Raw genomic sequence first — 16,588 nt, 5'->3', positions numbered from 1 at the left:
CCCCGGGGCGCGGAACGCGGCCGGGAGACAGCGGGCGGACGCCCCCCGGTCGCGGTCAGCTGCCGACGAAGGTGCTGAGCAGCAGGACGCCGCCGAGGCTGAGCAGCGACTGCAGGGAGAGCATCAGAGTCCAGGTGCGGAACGTCTGCGCCACAGAAAGCTGGAAGTACTCCTTGAACAGCCAGAAGCCCGAGTCGTTGACGTGGGACAGCATGACGGCGCCCGAGGCGCTGGCCAGCACCATCAGTTCGGGGGAGAGTCCCGGGTAGGCCCCGAGCAGGGGGGCGACGATCCCCGTCGCGGCGGCGGTGGCGACCGTCGCCGAGCCGAGGCAGATCCGTAGCAGCGCGGCGACCAGCCAGGCCAGCAGCAGCGGCGGCACCGACCAGTCGACCGCGTAGTCCGAGATGAGTTTGTCGATGCCGGTGGCTGTCAGCATCGCCTTGAGGCCGCCTCCGGCACCCAGGATCAGCACGATGCCGCCGACCGGTCCGAGTCCCTTGCCCGCCATCTTCTGGAGCTGTCCGAGGCCGAAGCCGGAACGGACGCCGAGGGCGAAGAAGGCGAAGACGACAGCGGCCAGCAGTGAGAGGACCGAGGAGTCGCACGCCTCGAACACGGCGTACGGGAGAGACCCCTTCGCCGTGTTGGACGTGCCGAGGGTGCCGATCAGCATGAGGACGGGCGGCAGCAGCACCGTGATCAGCGCGAGCGTGAAGGACGCGGGCCTGCGCTGGTTCTCCGGCAGGGGCTCCGGTTCGGGGACCGGGCCCTTGTCCAGGTCGGGAGCGGGCCCGAACCAGCGGCCGGCCACCTTGGTCAGCAGCGGCCCGCTGATCACGGCGATCGGGATCCCGATGATGAGTCCGTAGAGGATGGTCAGGCCGGTGTTGGCGCTGTACGCGGAGACGGCGAGGGTCGGCGAGGGGTGCGGGGGCAGCAGCCCGTGCGAGATGTACAGACCCGCGGCCATCGGCAGTCCGACGTACAGCAGATGGGTGCCGGTGCGCTTGGCGACCGCGTACACCAGGGGTACGAGCATCACGAAGCTGACGTCGAACAGGTGCGGCATGCCGATGAGCAGGGCAGCCGCGGTGATGGCCGTCGGGATCCACTTGACCGGCCGGGCTCCGATGAAGACGGTCGCGATGCGATCGGCGCCGCCGGAGCCGAGCAGGATGCCGCCCAGGACGGTGCCGAGCCCGATGGTGGGGCCGGTGCTCTTCAGGGCGTCCCCGAAGCCGTTCTGGAAGTTCTCGACGGTCTGGCCCGGACCGATCCCGGCCGCCAGCCCCAGCCCCAGCGCGGCGATGCTCAGCGCCAGGAAGGGGTGGAGTTTCGCCTTGGTGATCAGCAGGATCAGAACGACGACAGCCGCGGCGCCCAGGAGCAGATGCTGTATGTCCGTGTCCACTACTGCGCTCCCCCGGTGACGGTGGTGCGGGAGGACCGGCCAAGGGTCCAGGCCAGCAGCAGGTCCTCGTCCGCGTCGGCCAGGTCGGCCAGCCCGATCAGTTCACCGGTCGCGACGGGGCGGGCGAGGGTGCAGTGGGCGGCCAGGTAGAGCGGGGCGACGTCCGCAGGGGTGTTCTCGTCGCGCAGCAGCACGGCCTGGACACCGGTCACGTCGTGGTGGTGCCCGCCCATGGTGAGGACGGTCCCGGCGGGCAGGTCCTGCTGGGCGCGGCCGGCGAGGGTGGCGTGGGCGCGCGGGTCCGTGCCGCCCGAGGGGCGGTGGTGCAGGACGGCCGAGAGGAGGGAGAGCGGGGTCTCGACGCCCATCAGGTGGTAGGGCAGATAGATCGCGGCGTAGCGGCCGTCGCGGCTGACGACATGGCCCTTGCCGCGCAGGGTCTCCCAGGTGACCGGGTCCGTCGTGCGCACGACGACGAACACGCCGCCGGCGAAGGATGCCTCGTCGGGCAGCCGCAGCGCACTGAACACGTCGACCGCTCCGGGGCGGTGGAGGAGTCCGCCGTCCTCGCGCAGCGCGTAGACGTCGGCCAGCTCGGCGATGCGCGCGACCGGGTAGTGCAGGCGCTCCACGTCGGGGCGGAAGCCGGTGTTCGTGGCGACGACGGCCATCTCGCAGTAGTCGGCGGTGGCGCCGGTGGGCAGTGCCGCCACCGCCGCGGCGCGGGCGGCGAGGGTGGCGCGGGTGGCGTCGCCGAGGGTGAGCAGGCCGGCCAGCTCCGGGGCCGGGACCGTGGTGTCGAGCTGGGTCACGGTGCCGGTGGCGGGGTCGAGGACGAGGTCGTACTCGCTCGACTTCCCGATGGCCACGATGTCCAGGCCCAGCAGCTGCGCCCACGTCACCAGGCCGATCAGGTTGGCCGGCTGGTCGCCGTCCGCCGTCGTGTAGACGACGCCGTTGTCCTTCGCCAGGTCGGCGAGGTGCAGTCCCGCGACGGAGTCGACCTCCTTGCTCACCATCGCCACGTGCCGGCCGAGGGTGAGGGCCTCGCGCGCCATCGCGTATCCGTCGGCGGGGCTGCCGGTGGCCTCGACCAGGATGTCCCAGGGAGCGGCGGGCAGCAGGGCGCCGTCCGCCACGAGGGCGACGCACCCGTCGCCGGCCGCTGCGGCGACCTCGTCCGCCGTGCCGCAGGCACGCAGCTCCGACGGGTCGTGACCGAGTTCCAGGAGCATCGTGCGCAGGCGTTCCACATCGCGGTCGCACAGGACGGCGGGCACCAGCCGGCCGAGCTGCCGGGTCTGGGCCAGCAGGGTCCGGGCGAAGCCGCCCCCGGCTCCGGACAGTGCGTACCGCACGGTCCGGTCGCCGGCGTCGGCGAACAGGTGGTGCAGGTTCATGGGCCCTCCTGGGTGGCGCGAGCAAAGTGGTGACGTGCTCCCGGCGCGGGCGGACTCGTCAGCAGAGCGAGAGCCACGAGGAGCGTGTTAACAAGATGTATCAGCAGATCCCATTCTCGTAAAGTCTGTTAACATTTTTTCACAAACACCTGGTCGGCACCGCCTCCGGCCAGCAGGACAACGCACCGCACCCAACGCAAGGAGGCCTGATGCCGACCCTCGGGGCCATCGCCGACGATTTCACCGGAGCAACGGACCTCGCGACGATGCTCGTCGCCCGCGGCCATCGCACCGTGGTGACCGTCGGCCCCGGCGCAGTCGCCGACGACCATGCCGTGACGGCGGACGCCGTCGTGGTCGCGCTCAAATCGCGCACCGCACCGGCTTCCGAGGCGGTCGGCTCCTCGCTCGCGGCACTCCGCGCGCTGCGCGCGGCCGGCTGCGAACGTTTCTACTTCAAATACTGCTCCACCTTCGACTCGACCCCGCACGGCAACATCGGGCCGGTGGCCGATGCGTTGCTGACCGCGATCGGTGAGCGACGCGCTGTCGTCGTGCCCTCGTTCCCTGACACGGGCCGCACCGTCCGGGGCGGGCACCTGTTCGTCCACGGCCGGCCCCTCGACGAGAGCCCGATGCGTCACCATCCGCTCACACCGATGCGCGATTCCGACGTGGGCCGGCTGCTGACCCCGCAGACCACGCACCCGGTGCGCCGCGTCGGGCTGGAGACGGTGCGGTCCGGAGCCGAGGCGCTGGAGGCCGCACTGGACGACCCCGCGCTGGCGGACGCGCTCGTCGTCGTGGACGCCATCGACAACGAGGACCTGCGCACGGTCTCGGCGGCCACCGCGCACCACCGCCTGGTCACCGGCGCCGCCGGCCTCGCACTCGGCCTGACCGGCCCGCACCCCGGGGCCTCGCGTGCACCGGCTGCCTCGCGCCCCGGCGATCCCGCGGTGGTTCTCTCCGGCAGCGCCTCCGAGGCGACCCGCGCCCAGGTGGCCCACGGCCGCGCGCACCTGCCGCACCGCAAGCTGGACATCGCCGCCCTGCGGGCGGACCTCGACGGCGCGGTGGAGGAGCTGGTCGGCTTCGCCCGCGCCTGCTGGCAGGACGACCCGCAGCGGCCACCCCTGCTCTACGCCGTCGACGACCTGCGCGACCTGGCGGAGACGGCGGAGGACACCACACCCCCGGCCGCCGTGCTGGTCGAGCAGGCGCTGGCCGACTGTGCCGTACGCCTGGTCGGTGCCGGGGCGCGACGCCTCCTCGTCGCGGGCGGCGAGACCTCGGGGGCGGTGATCACCGCACTCGGCGTGCGCACGCTCGCCATCGGCTCCCCCATCGCCCCCGGCGTCACCTGGGCCACGGCGGCCCTGGCCGCCGAGGACGCCGGTCCGGCGGTCGACGTCGCGCTCAAGTCCGGCAACTTCGGCGGCACGGACATCTTCACCGAGGCCTGGAGCGCCCTGGCATGAGCGATCCCCGAACCGAACTCGCCGCTGCGGGCGCCCATCTCGCCGCGCTCGGCCTCAGTCCCGGCTCCTCCGGCAACCTGAGCGTCCGTGAAGGCCCGTACGTCTGCATCACCCCCACCGGCACGGACCTCTCCCGGATCGACCCCGCCGGACTCAGCGTCCTCGACACGGCAGGCGCCCACCTCGACGGCCCGAAGCCCTCCAAGGAATTCCCGCTGCACACGGCGTTCTACCGCCGCGATCCGGCCACCCGCGCCGTCGTCCATCTGCATTCCCGGCACGCCACCGCGGCTGCCTGCCTGCCGGCGTGGAGCGAACACAGCGCAATACCGCCGCTGACGCCGTACTTCGTCATGCGGGTGGGCCAGACACCGCTTCTGCCCTATGCCGCGCCGGGTGACATGGGACAGGCGGAGCGGATGTACGCCCTGCCGTTCCCGTTCCGGGCGGCCCTGCTGCAGAACCACGGACCCGTCGTCGCCGGCCACTCGATGTCCGCGGCCGTGGACGCCGCCGTGGAGCTGGAAGAGGTCTCCGCGCTGCTCCTCGCACTCGGCGACCGCACTCCGCGGCTCCTGACACCCGAGGAGATCGCCCCGCTGGCGCAGAAGTACGCCTCACCCTGGACGGGCAGTCCGGCGGCCTGACGCACGAACCGCCGGAGAGCCCCTGCCGTACGACGGCGGGGGCGGGCGCACTTGCCCCGCAGGCTGAGGCCGGATCCCAGGGTGGCACCGGGGCTCCTGGCAGGACGGCCTTGTGGGGTGGGTGGAGCTGTTCTGTCCGCCGCGTGGTGGTTCGTCTCAGGCTGGTTGCGGGAGGGAGGGCTGGTGGCCAATGTGCTGGAGGTACCAGTGGTAGTACTCGGCGAGGTCGGCGACGTCGAGGTCGAACGCGGGCAGGGCCGCGGTCGGGACGGCGGTGAGCAGCGCGCTCTGGTCGAAGATTTTCTCGCCGCGCATGTAGGACTTGTAGAAGTCCATTTGCCGGGAGATCACCCGGTCGATGGCGGTGGCCTGCACATTGTCGAGGGAGTAGCGGGGTGGGGCGAGGCCGGTCATGGCGCTGGCCAGATCCAGGGTCTGGCCCAGAGCCAGGGGGCGGGGGTGCGTCAGGTGGAAGATTCCGGCGTCGGCGCGGGCGGTGCTGAGGGAGACGGCGTCGTCGGCGACGAGGTCGACGGGGACGAAGTTGATCGGGATGGCCGGGTCGGCAGGCAGCAGGACGCTGACCTCGTCGGTGACGCCACGCCTGGCGAGCGCCTGCTGCGCCTGGGCGAGACGGTGGACGACGGAGTATGCGCCGGTCAGCCCGCCGACTGCCTTCTTGGTCACGCTGTGGCCGATGACGATGCTCGGCCGGAGGATCCGTGTGGTCATCCCGGTCGCACGGCTGACGATGTCTTCGCCGGCGACTTTGCTCTCTTCGTAGCGGTTGTTGACGCAGGAGGGGGCCGCGGGTTCCTCGTACAGGATTCCTTCACGGGATCCTGCGACGTAGGCGGTGCTGACCTGGTTGTAGACCTCGCAGCCGAGTGTCTCGGCGAGTGTGACCGCGTGCCGGGTGCCGGTGATGTTGGTGCGCTGCAGGTCGGGCCAGTACCGGTCTTCGTAGCGGAGGTCGGCCGCGCAGTGCCAGAATTCCCGCGCCCCGCCGGCATGGGAGGTGGGGGCGACGCCGCAGAGGGGCTGCGTGAGATCGGCGGAGACCGCTCGGCAGCGCCCGGCGATCTCCGCGTCCAGCGTGGCGTCGTGACCGTATGCGCGGGCCGCGGCCTGCAGGACCTGCGTGAGGCGTGCCTGGGGTGCCAGTCCCTCCTTGGGGCGGGTGGGGCAGACGATGCGGTGGTCGGTGCGCGTCAGCAACTCCACGACAAGTGCGGCCCCCACGAGGCCGGTGCCCCCGGTGACCCACTGCGCTTCGGACATCATCTGGCTCCTTGAAAGGACGTTGGTGTGAGAGTTGTTGCTGGTTGGCCGTCTCTGCGAACCGGCTGTCAGCAGAATCGTTACGGCGCGCCTGGACGGATCAGCACAACGAGTGATCTTGGTAGGCAGTGTGCCGGGGGCGCGCTACCTGTCGGGCTCGCACGGGTTGTCCGGTCACGGGCGTTCATGCCCGTGACCGTCTCGCCCTGGCCCTGTCAGGCGAGGCGGACAGGGCGCGGATCTATTCCGCAGACAGGACGGAACACCCTTGTACGCGCAGACGGCTCTTGCGGCGCAGGCTGGTGATGTGGTGCTGATGGACATGGCCCCGCTGACGCACGCGGCGCAGATGTACATCTCCACTGCCCTGATCCTGGAGGGCGCCGCACCCGGGGTCGCTGAGGTCGCGGATCACCTCGCACCCCGTCTGCGGCGCGTTCCCGGGCTGTTCCAGCGGTATGCCGAACGGTCCGGCCGGCCGGGCTGGCACGCGCAGCAGGTGCGGGCCGCTGACCATGTCGCCCTGCTCGATCTGGGTGGGGACGAGGCGGAGGCCGGTATCGAGGGGCTGATGGGGGAGGTGCGGCGGCGTCCGCCGGTCTCTCCGGCGGGGGCGCCGATGTGGGATGTACTGATCGCGGCCGGCTTCGCTCCGGGCCGCTGGGCGCTTGTCCTGCGCTGCCATCACACGCAGATGGACGGTGGGGCCATCACCCACGCCCTGGACCATCTGTTCGGAGACGGGGTGCCAGCCCGGCGCCGTCCCCTTCTGTCCGGCGCACTGCGAGCCGGGCTGCGGTATCTGCCGTCCGCGGCAGCCTCCATCCTGCGGGCCGCTCAGCCCACCTCGCCCTGGCCCGCCCCGAAGGCAACTCTTCGCGAGGGTGAGGCCACCTATGCGGTGACCGGGCCGTTGGACGTGGCGCACATCAAGCAGCCCGGCGCCACCCTCACGCAGGTATTCGCCGCCTGCTTCGCACTGGCTGCCGACTCCTGGTGGCCGCTTCCCGGCGACCGGGAGGTCCACGTCGTGGTCCCGATGGACCTGAGGGAGCCCGGCGAACAGCGGGCACTGGGTAACCACTTCGCGCCGATGCGCCTGGCACTGCCCACCGGAGAGCCCGACCGCGTCCTGCGCGAGACCGGAAGGCAGCTGGCCGCCTGGCAGCGGTCCGGATTCCGGGCCGCCCTCGACCTGACCATCCGGCGGATCACTCCGTTCCCGGCTACCCTCGCCCTCGGCAAGCGCATCAGCTCGGGCACCCGCTGCCGTGCCGTGGTCTCCTCCGTCCGCTCGAAGAACCCCCTGTCCTTCAAGGGTTCCCCGGTGCTGGACCTAGTTCCCGCTGCCCCCACGTTTCCCGGGCACGCCCTGTCGTGCCTGCTCTGGTCCTATCAGGGACGCGCTCGCGTCGCGTTCGGCTCGCACACGGTCATGCCCGGTGTGGGCGACCTCCCCGGTGCATGGGAGCAGGCCCTCAAATCGGTCCAGGTCGGAGAAGCATCTTCCCTCGGTTAGCACCGGCACCAGGAGGAGGGTGCTGCCGGTCATCTCTTCCCGGCCCGGACCGGCTTCCCGCGCTTCGCCGGCCCGGGAAGCCGGTCCGGTTCCATCGACTCGTCGGCCGGAACCGCCGCACCGTGCCCGCTCCTGTGCCCGTGGCCGTGAAGGTCCAGGCGATTCAGCATGCGCTGCACAGGTGCGGGGGCCCACCAGTTCGCTCGGCCCGCCAGGCACATCGAGGCGGGCACCAGGACGGCGCGCACCACAGTGGCATCGACGAGGACCGCGAGGGCCAGGGCGAAACCGAGGACTTTGAGCAGTGCGACGGACGAGGTGATCAGTGCGCCCACCGACACCGCCAGAGCCAGCGCTGCAGTCGTCACCAACCGTCCGGTCTGCTCGACGCCCTTCGCCACCGCAGCACGGTTTCCGGCGCCGAGCAGGTGTTCCTCCTGAATGCGCGACAGGAGGAACATCTCGTAGTCCATCGACAGCGCGAAAGCCAGGCAGAGCGCGAGCAGGAGCATGCAGGCGTCCACCGGACCGGTCCGGGAATCCATACCCACCAGTGCGGCGAGCAGGCCGTCCTGGAAGACCAGCACCACCACCCCGGATGAAGCCCCCAGACTGAGTGCACCCACCACGATGGCCTTCACCGGGATCAGGACACTACGGGTGAACAGCAGCAATAGGACCGCCATACAGGCCACGGCCCACACCGCTGCGGGCCCCAGCGCGGCCCGCAGGGCGCTCGTGGTGTCGCTGAAGCGGGCCGCCTCGCCCCCCCACCCACACGGTGCCGCCAGGGGCGGGCAGCGCTCTGACGTCGTGCACCAGTGCACGGGCGGCCGGCTCCGCCGCGTCCACGCCCGCATGCACCGCCAGCCACGTCCCGGCAGCGTTGTGCGTGAATCCTGCGGGCGCCGATGCGATCCGGCGGCCGTCCCGGTAACGGCCTGCCGCGCTGTCCACCGCGGTGACCGCGGGCAGCCGGGAGAGCACGGCCGCATAGGGTTTCAGTTCCGTCCCGGGCGCCGAGGACGGCAAGGTCACCACCACAGTCGCTCCGGGGAAGAGCTGGGGGAAGCCGGCGCTCAGCTGGTCGGCGGCGCTGTGTGAGGAGGCGTCCGCGGGCAGGGTCCGTTCGTCGATCGGTGCGACGTTCAGCCGGGCCAGGGGCAGGCTCATGGCCGACAGCAGCACGAGGGCAGCCGCCAGCCATACGGCGGGTCGCTGGCATACGAGTACGGCGAAACGATGCCAGCCGGCGCTGAACTCCCACTCGCCCGCACGGCTGCGCTGCGACCCGTCCCCGGCCGGCCGGGGGTCGGCCAGACGAGCACCGGCCAGCAGCAGCACCGCAGGCACCAGCACCGCCACCACCGCACCTGAGCACACCGCGACGGTAATCCCGGCCCAGGCCATCGAGTGCAGGAAAGGGACTGGGAAGGCGAAGAGGCATGCCATCACCAGAGCCACTGTCACCACCGAGAACATGACCGTGCGGCCAGCGGTACGCACGGAGGCCGCGACCGCGGACGGCACATCCAGCCCTGTGGCTCTCTCCCGGCGGAAGCGCGTGAGGAGGAACAGGCAGTAGTCGACCGCCAGCCCGAAGCCCAGTGCCGTCGTCAGATTCGGAGAGAACGTCGACAGATCCATCACCGAGGCCAGCGGCCGCAGCAGCGCCAGGGTGATCACCGACGACACGGCAGCCACGGCCACCGGCAGCAGTGCCGCCAGCAGTGAACGGAACGCGAACACCAGCAGGAGGAACACCAGGGGTGCGGTGAGCAACTCGGCCTGCAGCAGATCGCTTTCCGTACGGTCGACGGCCTCGGCCCCCATCCACGCCGGACCTGCCGCCTGCACCCGCGCACCGTGCTGCCCTCCGGTCAGCTCGGGCACCAGGACACGGGCAGTTCGCACCCGCTGGTCCTCGTCGCCCGCCAGCACCGCAAGGACCAGGGCGCTGTTCCCCGAACGGGAACGCAGCAGCGGATCCCGGGCGTCCCAGTAGGACGCAACGGACAGCACCCCCGGGGAACTGGCCAGGCGGGCAGTCAGCGCCCGCCCCTCCTCAGCAGCAGCCGGAGCGTCCACTGGAGCGCCTGTGCCCACCAACAGCATCAGCTGTGCTTCCCCGCCGCCGAAGTGCTCCGCGGCGTAGGTGTCCGCGCGGAACGCCTGTGTCTGCGGCGCGTCGAACCCACCGCTGACCAGCCGCCCCTGCACACCCGCCGCAGCCCCCGCACACAACACCGCGACCGAGGCGGTCAGTGACACCACCGCCCATGCCCGTCGTCGTCCCTGCGCGGGCGCGCCCGACATCCGGTGAGCCGGTTTGCTCTCACCTCGTGCGACATCGACTGACAGGCAACGCTTGACAGGAGAACGGAGACTGATCACTCATGATCAACGATTGCGTTCCAGCCCGGTTGCGGTAGCCCCGCCCCAAGCCCGCGAGCCCCGTCGAGCGCCTGCGACTCGCCCAGCAGGGCGAGAAGCGGCTTCACCGTGTGATACCAGGTCACGAGTGCAGCCCGCATCGCCCCCCATCACCCTGCAGGCGATAACGGAGTCCGCCGAAATCGCAAGCCGGGATGGCTGAGCGGACATCGCTCTTGGAGACAACACATACGGGGAATACGCGAGTTGCCGCGCTCCGCGTTTTCCCTATCCCCTCGTCACCGAGGTGCGCGGCGAGAAGGTCGAATGGGACGGGACAGCCGAAACCACCAAGCAGGGCGCCGAGGCCCTCTTCTCCGGCAGCACCAGGATCGTCCAGCTGCCGCACTCCCTGCCCGACTGGAACACCCTGTCCAGGGCGGACAGCGAGCCCGGCTTCCAGAAGGTGATATTCGGCAAGACGACCGCCAAGGAGTTCCTCGACACCCTGGCCGACCGGCTCAACGCGGCTCAGTCGGAGCGGCAGGGCGGCTGACGGCTGTGCCGGCGAGGAGCAACTCCGCCCTCACCGCATCTCCGCGGTGATCGCCCAGCGCTCGTGGTCGCGCCAGGCGCCGTCGATGAGGAGGAAGTCCGGCGAGAAACCCTCCAGCCGGAAGCCGGCCCGGCGCACCAGGGCGAGGGAGCCCTCGTTGGCCGGCTGGATGTTGGCTTCGAGGCGGTGCAGGCCCAGGGGGCCGAATGCGTGTCGCAGGACGAGGTCGAGGCCCTCGCCCATCAGCCCGCGGCCGGCCGCGTGGGCGAAGGCGCCGTAGCCGAGCGCGCCGCACCGGAAGCCGCCGCCGACGATGTTGTTGATGTTGATGAATCCGGCGATCCCGCCGCCGGCCGTATCGCCGTCGTCGCGCCGCTCGCAGACCAGGAAGCCCGCCCGCGCGGGGTCCTCGATGAGTGCGGACGCGTACGCGGTGTACGTGTCACGGTCGGTGGGCGGGAACAGCCAGGGGCTGTGCAGTTCCCGGCTCTCCCGGGACCTGGCGGTGAATTCCTCGGCGTCCGCGAGCGTGAAGGGGCGGATGGCCGTGCGCGGACCCTCGGCCGGATAAGTGGTGTCGGACATCCGGCCAGCGTAGATGGCCCCCTGCGCTGCTGTGCGCCCTACTTGGCCCGCCTGCGGAAGACGTACGCACCGCACCCCATGCCGGCCACGAACATCACGATCAGCCACACATAGAGCGGCGCGGTCACCAGCGGGATGATGAGCCGGGCCTCGACCTCGTGCGTGTTCTCGGCGATGAACACGATCGACAGGACCGCGATGACGAGGACCAGGATGCGGGCCGGGGTGAACGCCCCGCTGCTGCCTCTTCCGCTGCTCGACACGTCCTTCGGGCTCATGGCAGCCTCTTCCCTGGTCCTGGTGCACCACCGCCCCCTGAAGCACCAGGATGACTCCGTCCCGGTGCCGGGGGGCGGCGCTGTACAGCCATTCGAGTGACGCCGGTTACGACACGGGCCCGCGGTGCCGGTTCACGGTGCCACCGGCAGCTCCAGCACTCCGGTGTCCTCGGGCGCGCTGACGACGGTGACCGGCTTGATGCCGCGGTTCCCGAAATACGCGTCGTCGCTGGCCGCAATCGCGAATTCCAGCCGGTGCCCTGCCTCGTACCGGTGGACGATTCCGGGCAGCCGCACGGTGAACGGCCTGGTGACATCCGGCACCCGGACCGGCGAGACCAGCCGGTTCACCAGGGTCCTGGAGCCGTCCGGCGCGACGTCGTACACCTTGGCGAACAGCACCAGCTTGTCGGAGGCGTCACCGCTGTTCTGTACGCGCTCCGTCTTCGGCGAGACGACCTTCAGCGTCGCCTTCGGGGAACCGACGACATCGACCGCGGAGGTCAGCGGGGCGCTCGTCCAGCCGAGGTAGGTGCCCTTGGTGTCGTACGGCTTGGGGTCGGGCAGGCCGATGAGACCGCCGAGCGAGCTCTCCGAGTGGCTGGTGGGGACGAGCCAGTTGCTGTACTGACGGCTCCCACGTGCCACCTTGGAGCGGTTGTCGACCAGCTTGCCGTCGCCGGAGAGGTACATCTTCCGCGTCAGGCCCGGCACGGCGTCCGCGGTGCCGTAGCCGCTCTGCCAGTCGCGGTAGTAGGCGAACTCGGGCCCGGTGTCCGTGTTCGTCTCGTGGCGGAGGTAGCGGTCGAACCAGGCGAGGATGCGGCCGCCGACGTAGCTGCTCTCCAGATTGCCCTGGCCCAGGTCGAGTTCACCGTCGACCTGGCCGCCGCTGTGGCCCCAGGCCTGCCAGATCATCTTGGCCGTGGTCCCCTGCTCCTTGAGCGTCTTGTACGTGGCCGTGGCCTCGTTGAGGTTGAAGAGGCTGTCTGCCTGGCCCTGGATCAGGAGCGTCGGCGCCTTGACCCGGTCCAGGTAGGAGACCGGGGAGACGCTGCGCGCGTAGTCCAGCATGGCGGCGGTCTTCCCGTCCGGGTAGCGGCCCGAGTTGAGCAGCCGGACGGTGTCACATGCCTTGGCCGCGAAGTGGAGACAGGTCAGGCTGCCGAACCGGGACGGGTCGAGGCTGGGGCTGAGGATCGTCTGCCCCTCTCCCATCAGGTAGAAGCCGTTGGTCCACTGCCACTTGAAGACTCCGGCGGTGTCGGACGAGACACCCTGGGCCGCACCGGTGTTGTTGGGGGCGAGTGCGTACCCGAGGTCGTTCCAGGTGATCAGCGGGACCAACGCGTCGACGCGGTGGTCGACGGCAGCCGTGGCCATCTGGACGGCCCCGCCGTACGAACCGCCGATCATGCCGACCCGGGGGTCGCCGGGCGCGTCCTGGGTGACGAAGTCGGCCTTCGTGCCGTCGTCGGCCGCGCGGGTGCCGCCGAGGAAGTCGACCAGGGCCGCCGCGGCCGTGCCGTCGGCCTCGGGGTCGTCGAGGGTGATGAGACAGCCGGACTTGCCGAAGCCCAGCCCCGAGTAGACGAGCCCCACGTAGCCGCGCGAGGCGAAGGCCTTGCCGATGCCGTCGGTGGAGCCGTCCGACTTGCTGCCGCCGAAGCCGTTGGTGGCGAGCACGGCGGGCGCCGGGTGCTGGGCGTCGGCGCCGGAGGGACGGTAGAGATCGGCGTCGACGGTGCAGGAGCGGCCGCCCGCGGAGACGGTGAACTTCAGCGGAGTGACGGTGTATTCGGAAGACGCCGCCGTCGCCTGTGCGGCGCCGGCGAGTGCGAGCGGCGCGGCGAGCGCCGCCCCGGCGACGAAGACGAGCGGCTTGCGGGACAGTGACTTCGTCCGGGACCGGAAACGGGAGCCGGGAACAGCACGCGACACGAGGACCTCCACACCGAGGACACCTTACCGACTGGTAAGTACTGGGCCGCGCTCATGCTGTGACACTGGTCATAGCGGTGTCAACGCTCGGGACGGAGTTTCCTGAAGGTTGTTCAACTTCTCCGCATCGCAGTCCCGTTCGGCGTGCGCGGGCCGGCCTGCGGCGCTCAGACCAGCGCCGGCACCTCGACGGTGAGGGTGGCCGGAGCGCCGTCCGCCGGTGCGTCCAGTACGGCGGGCACCCCGAGCGGGATCGTCAGCGCGGTGGGGCCGTGCCCGAAGCCGAGCTCCTCGACGACGGGAACACCGAGGCCGCCGAGCCGGTCCGCGAGCACCGCCCGCACCTTCTCGTACGGACCGCAGCCCGCCCAGGAGCCGCAGACCACCCCGGCGATGCCGTCGAGCGCCCCGGCCCGCAGCAGCTGCGTGAGGATGCGGTCGATACCGTACGGCGCCTCGTTGGTGTCCTCGATGACCAGCAGCCCGCCGCGGGCCGACGTCCGGGCATGCGGGGTGCCCAGGCCGGCGGCCAGCAGACTCACACAGCCGCCGTAGGTGATCCCCCGCGCCCTGCCCGGCACCAGCGCCCCCGCCCCGCCGAGCCCCAGCGTCCGGACCGCCTCCGGCTCGAACAGGGTGGCCCGCAGGGACTCCTGGGTCCGCGGGTCCTTGAGGAAGGTCTCCGTGCCTGCCATCGGGCCGTGCAGGGTGGCGAGGCCCGTACGGACGGCGAACGCCTCGTGGAGCACGGTGATGTCGCTGTAGCCGACGAACACCTTGGGTCCGGCGGCCCGCATCGCCGCCCAGTCCAGCAGATCGACCAGGCGGTGCGCACCGTACCCGCCCCGGGCGCAGATCACCGCGTCGACCGACGGATCGCACCAGGCGTCCTGGAGGTCCCGGGCGCGCGCCTCGTCCGTACCGCCGAGGTAGTCCAGCCCGGGGTGCACGTCCAGGACATGAGGCAGCGTCACGGGGTCGAGCCCCCACCCGCGCAGGATGTCGAGGCCGGGCTCCAGGCGGTCGACGGGCACCGGTCCGCTCGGGGCGACGACCGCCACCCTGGCGCCCGCGCGCAGCCGGGCGGGGCGGGCCAGGGGTGCGAGGGTCACTTCCGCAGCTCCAGCCGCGGCACGTCCGGCCGGTCGATGCCGAAGGTCTGGGCGTACAGGGAGAGTTCGGACTCCAGGGCACTGATCATGGTGTCGGCGCGCCGGAATCCGTGGCCCTCGCCCGGGTAGGTGAGGTAGGCGTGCGGGATGCCCCGCCCCTCCACGGCGGCCAGGAAACGCTCGCACTGCACGGGCGGGCAGATGGGGTCGTCCTCACCCTGGAGCAGCAGGAACGGTGTGGTGAGCCGGTCGGTGCGCGTACTCGGGGACCGTTCGCGGTAGCGCTCGGGGACCTCGTCGAGCGGGCCCACGATCGACTCCAGGTACTGCGACTCGAAGTCGTGGGTCTCCCCGCTGCCCCAGCCGGTCAGATCGAGGATGGGGTAGATGATCGTGCCGCAGGCGTAGACATCGGTGCCGGTCAGCGAGGCGGCCGTGGTCCAGCCGCCGGCGCTGCCGCCGCGGACGGCCAGCCGGTGCGGGTCCGCGGTGCCCTCGGCCGCGAGGGCACCCGCGACGGCCGCGCAGTCCTCCACGTCGACGACGCCCCACTGTTCGCGCAGCCGGTTGCGGTAGGCACGCCCGTAGCCGGTCGAGCCGCCGTAGTTGACCTCGGCGACGCCGATGCCGCGCGAGGTGAAGTAGGCGATCTCCAGGTCGAGGACGAGCGCCGCGTGCCCGGTGGGGCCGCCGTGCGCCCAGATGACGTAGGGCGGCAGTTCGTCGTCCGGACCGGTGCGGTCGGGGCTGTGCGGCGGGTAGATCTGGGCGTGGATCCCGCGTCCGCCGGGGCCGGCGAAGGTGCGCTCGACGGGCTCCGGGTAGTAGGCGGGGTCGACCGCGTCCTCGTGCGGTGCTCCGATGATCCGGGTGTGCCCGGTCGAGGTGTCCAGCTCCACGATCTCGTAGGCGCTGCGCGGGCTCGCGGCGATGCCGATGACCCGGCTGCCCTGCACGGCGAGCGTTCCGGCCCATTCGGTCCAGGGTCCCGCGATGTCGACGAGGCTGCCGGTCTCGGGGTCGAGGATGCCGAGCGTGGTGGAGCCTCTGCCGTGCAGGGTGGCGACCAGTCCGTTCTCCAGCGGCCGGAACCAGCTGAGCCCGATCTTCCACAGCGGCCCGGCGAACTCCTCCTCCCGGGGGCAGAGTTCGACCGCGTCCCCGTCCGGGTCGGCCCGGTACAGGTTCCACCAGCCGTTGCGGTCACTGGCGAAGAGCAGCCGGCCGTCGGCGGTCCACTGGATCTGCGGTACGGATTCCTCCGGTCCGCCGAGCACGGTCCGGGTGTTGTGGAACGTGCCGTCGTCGCCGAGGTCCGCCAGGATCACCTCGGTGCCGTCCCACGGCATCCGCGGATGGTCCCAGGCGATCCAGGCCGCCCGCCGCCCGTCGGGCGAGAGCTCGGGTCCGGTGACGAACCGGTGCCGGTCGTCGGAGAGTTCACGCACCGCGGACCGGTCATCGGCGGCCGATCCGTCGAGCGGCACAGCGGCGATCAGCCGGCGCAGCTCGGTGGGTCCTTCGCCGGTGAACTCCTCCAATACGCACCAGACCTCGCCCGAACCGCCCCGTTCCGGGCGCAGTTGCGGATCCACCCAGCGCAGCCCGCCGCCGGTCCCGGAGACCGGGGTGAGCGGCCACGGTTCGCCGGAGCCGTCCGGCTCGTAGGCGTACAGCCGCTGGTCGTCGAAATGGACGAAGACGATCAGCGGGCCGCCGCCGGCGCGTTCCGTACCGGTCCAGGGCCGTCCGCCGTACTCGATGACGCGGCTGCGCACGTTCCACGGGGCGGGCAGCTCGGCGGTGGTCCCGTCGGGCAGCCGGCGGACCAGGGCGCGCCGGCCGGCCTCGGCCGGGCGCGGTTCCGTCCACCACAGTTCGTCGCCGACCGCTTCGACGTACTCCGGACGGCCGTCCCGCGAGGCGGCCAGCGCGGCGTCGATCGGTGACGGCCAGCTTCCGTAGGCCCCTGTGGTTGCCATGTTCGATTCCCCCGAGTGG

The 16,588-nt window shown here is 71.3% G+C and carries 13 protein-coding genes and 1 pseudogene; 4 read left to right on the top strand and 10 right to left on the bottom strand.

The window, feature by feature from the left end; translation table 11 throughout:
- Positions 1–55: 55 nt before the first annotated feature.
- The gene (locus ACFVW8_RS16290; RefSeq protein ID WP_389690343.1) at positions 56–1,414 is read right to left on the bottom strand and encodes a gluconate:H+ symporter; all 1,359 of its coding nucleotides are present in this window, start codon (positions 1,412–1,414) and stop codon (positions 56–58) included.
- Positions 1,414–2,814 (bottom strand): homoserine dehydrogenase, encoded by a 1,401-nt coding sequence (locus ACFVW8_RS16285; RefSeq protein ID WP_389690341.1) that lies wholly within the window; start codon positions 2,812–2,814, stop codon positions 1,414–1,416. The genes ACFVW8_RS16290 and ACFVW8_RS16285 overlap by 1 nt, the downstream gene beginning before the upstream one ends.
- Positions 2,815–3,023: 209 nt before the next feature.
- Between ACFVW8_RS16285 and otnK the strand changes: the two genes are divergently transcribed.
- Together otnK and ACFVW8_RS16275 are read left to right on the top strand one after the other, a co-directional pair.
- On the top strand, positions 3,024–4,295 hold the full coding sequence (gene otnK / locus ACFVW8_RS16280; RefSeq protein ID WP_389690339.1) for a 3-oxo-tetronate kinase: 1,272 nt from the start codon (positions 3,024–3,026) through the stop codon (positions 4,293–4,295).
- On the top strand, positions 4,292–4,942 hold the full coding sequence (locus ACFVW8_RS16275; protein WP_389690337.1) for a class II aldolase/adducin family protein: 651 nt from the start codon (positions 4,292–4,294) through the stop codon (positions 4,940–4,942). The genes otnK and ACFVW8_RS16275 overlap by 4 nt, the downstream gene beginning before the upstream one ends.
- 156 nt (positions 4,943–5,098) lie before the next feature.
- Here the strand turns inward: ACFVW8_RS16275 and ACFVW8_RS16270 are convergent, their stop codons facing one another.
- The gene (locus tag ACFVW8_RS16270) at positions 5,099–6,223 is read right to left on the bottom strand and encodes an SDR family oxidoreductase (RefSeq protein WP_389690335.1); all 1,125 of its coding nucleotides are present in this window, start codon (positions 6,221–6,223) and stop codon (positions 5,099–5,101) included.
- Positions 6,224–6,491: 268 nt separating this feature from the next.
- On the opposite strand from ACFVW8_RS16270, the gene ACFVW8_RS16265 reads away from it, so the two are divergent.
- Positions 6,492–7,742, top strand: a complete 1,251-nt coding sequence (locus ACFVW8_RS16265) for a WS/DGAT domain-containing protein (protein WP_389690333.1) — start codon at positions 6,492–6,494, stop codon at positions 7,740–7,742.
- Positions 7,743–7,771: 29 nt separating this feature from the next.
- Here ACFVW8_RS16265 and ACFVW8_RS16260 read toward each other — a convergent pair whose 3' ends face one another.
- Positions 7,772–8,461, bottom strand: coding sequence for an MMPL family transporter (locus ACFVW8_RS16260; protein ID WP_389690347.1), 690 nt, complete (start codon positions 8,459–8,461; stop codon positions 7,772–7,774).
- Positions 8,397–10,016 carry an MMPL family transporter gene (locus ACFVW8_RS16255; RefSeq protein WP_389690331.1) on the bottom strand — a complete coding sequence of 540 codons (1,620 nt, stop codon included), beginning with the start codon at positions 10,014–10,016 and terminating at the stop codon, positions 8,397–8,399. Before ACFVW8_RS16255 ends, ACFVW8_RS16260 begins: the two co-directional genes overlap by 65 nt.
- Positions 10,017–10,443: 427 nt before the next feature.
- Here ACFVW8_RS16255 and ACFVW8_RS16250 point away from each other — a divergent pair.
- Positions 10,444–10,671 (top strand): annotated as a pseudogene (locus tag ACFVW8_RS16250) (sugar ABC transporter substrate-binding protein); the annotation flags it as partial.
- Between the two features lie 30 nt (positions 10,672–10,701).
- Here the strand turns inward: ACFVW8_RS16250 and ACFVW8_RS16245 are convergent.
- The 5 genes from ACFVW8_RS16245 to ACFVW8_RS16225 all read right to left on the bottom strand — a co-directional run bounded on the left by ACFVW8_RS16245 (position 10,702) and on the right by ACFVW8_RS16225 (position 16,569).
- A complete protein-coding gene (locus tag ACFVW8_RS16245) occupies positions 10,702–11,256 on the bottom strand; it encodes a GNAT family N-acetyltransferase (RefSeq protein ID WP_389690329.1) in 555 nt (184 codons plus the stop codon).
- A gap of 38 nt (positions 11,257–11,294) precedes the next feature.
- A complete protein-coding gene (locus tag ACFVW8_RS16240) occupies positions 11,295–11,534 on the bottom strand; it encodes a DUF1049 domain-containing protein (RefSeq protein ID WP_389690327.1) in 240 nt (79 codons plus the stop codon).
- A gap of 132 nt (positions 11,535–11,666) precedes the next feature.
- Positions 11,667–13,475 (bottom strand): CocE/NonD family hydrolase, encoded by a 1,809-nt coding sequence (locus tag ACFVW8_RS16235; RefSeq protein ID WP_389690325.1) that lies wholly within the window; start codon positions 13,473–13,475, stop codon positions 11,667–11,669.
- Positions 13,476–13,642: 167 nt separating this feature from the next.
- Positions 13,643–14,587, bottom strand: coding sequence for an LD-carboxypeptidase (locus tag ACFVW8_RS16230; RefSeq protein WP_389690323.1), 945 nt, complete (start codon positions 14,585–14,587; stop codon positions 13,643–13,645).
- Positions 14,584–16,569: a prolyl oligopeptidase family serine peptidase gene (locus ACFVW8_RS16225; protein ID WP_389690321.1), complete on the bottom strand. Its 1,986-nt coding sequence runs from the start codon at positions 16,567–16,569 to the stop codon at positions 14,584–14,586. Before ACFVW8_RS16225 ends, ACFVW8_RS16230 begins: the two co-directional genes overlap by 4 nt.
- Between the last annotated feature and the right edge of the window lie 19 nt (positions 16,570–16,588).

The organism is Streptomyces sp. NPDC058221, from assembly GCF_042882365.1.
Classification (GTDB): domain Bacteria; phylum Actinomycetota; class Actinomycetes; order Streptomycetales; family Streptomycetaceae; genus Streptomyces.
Note: the sequence above shows the minus strand (reverse complement) of the source record. Positions and strands in the feature narration are given on the sequence as shown.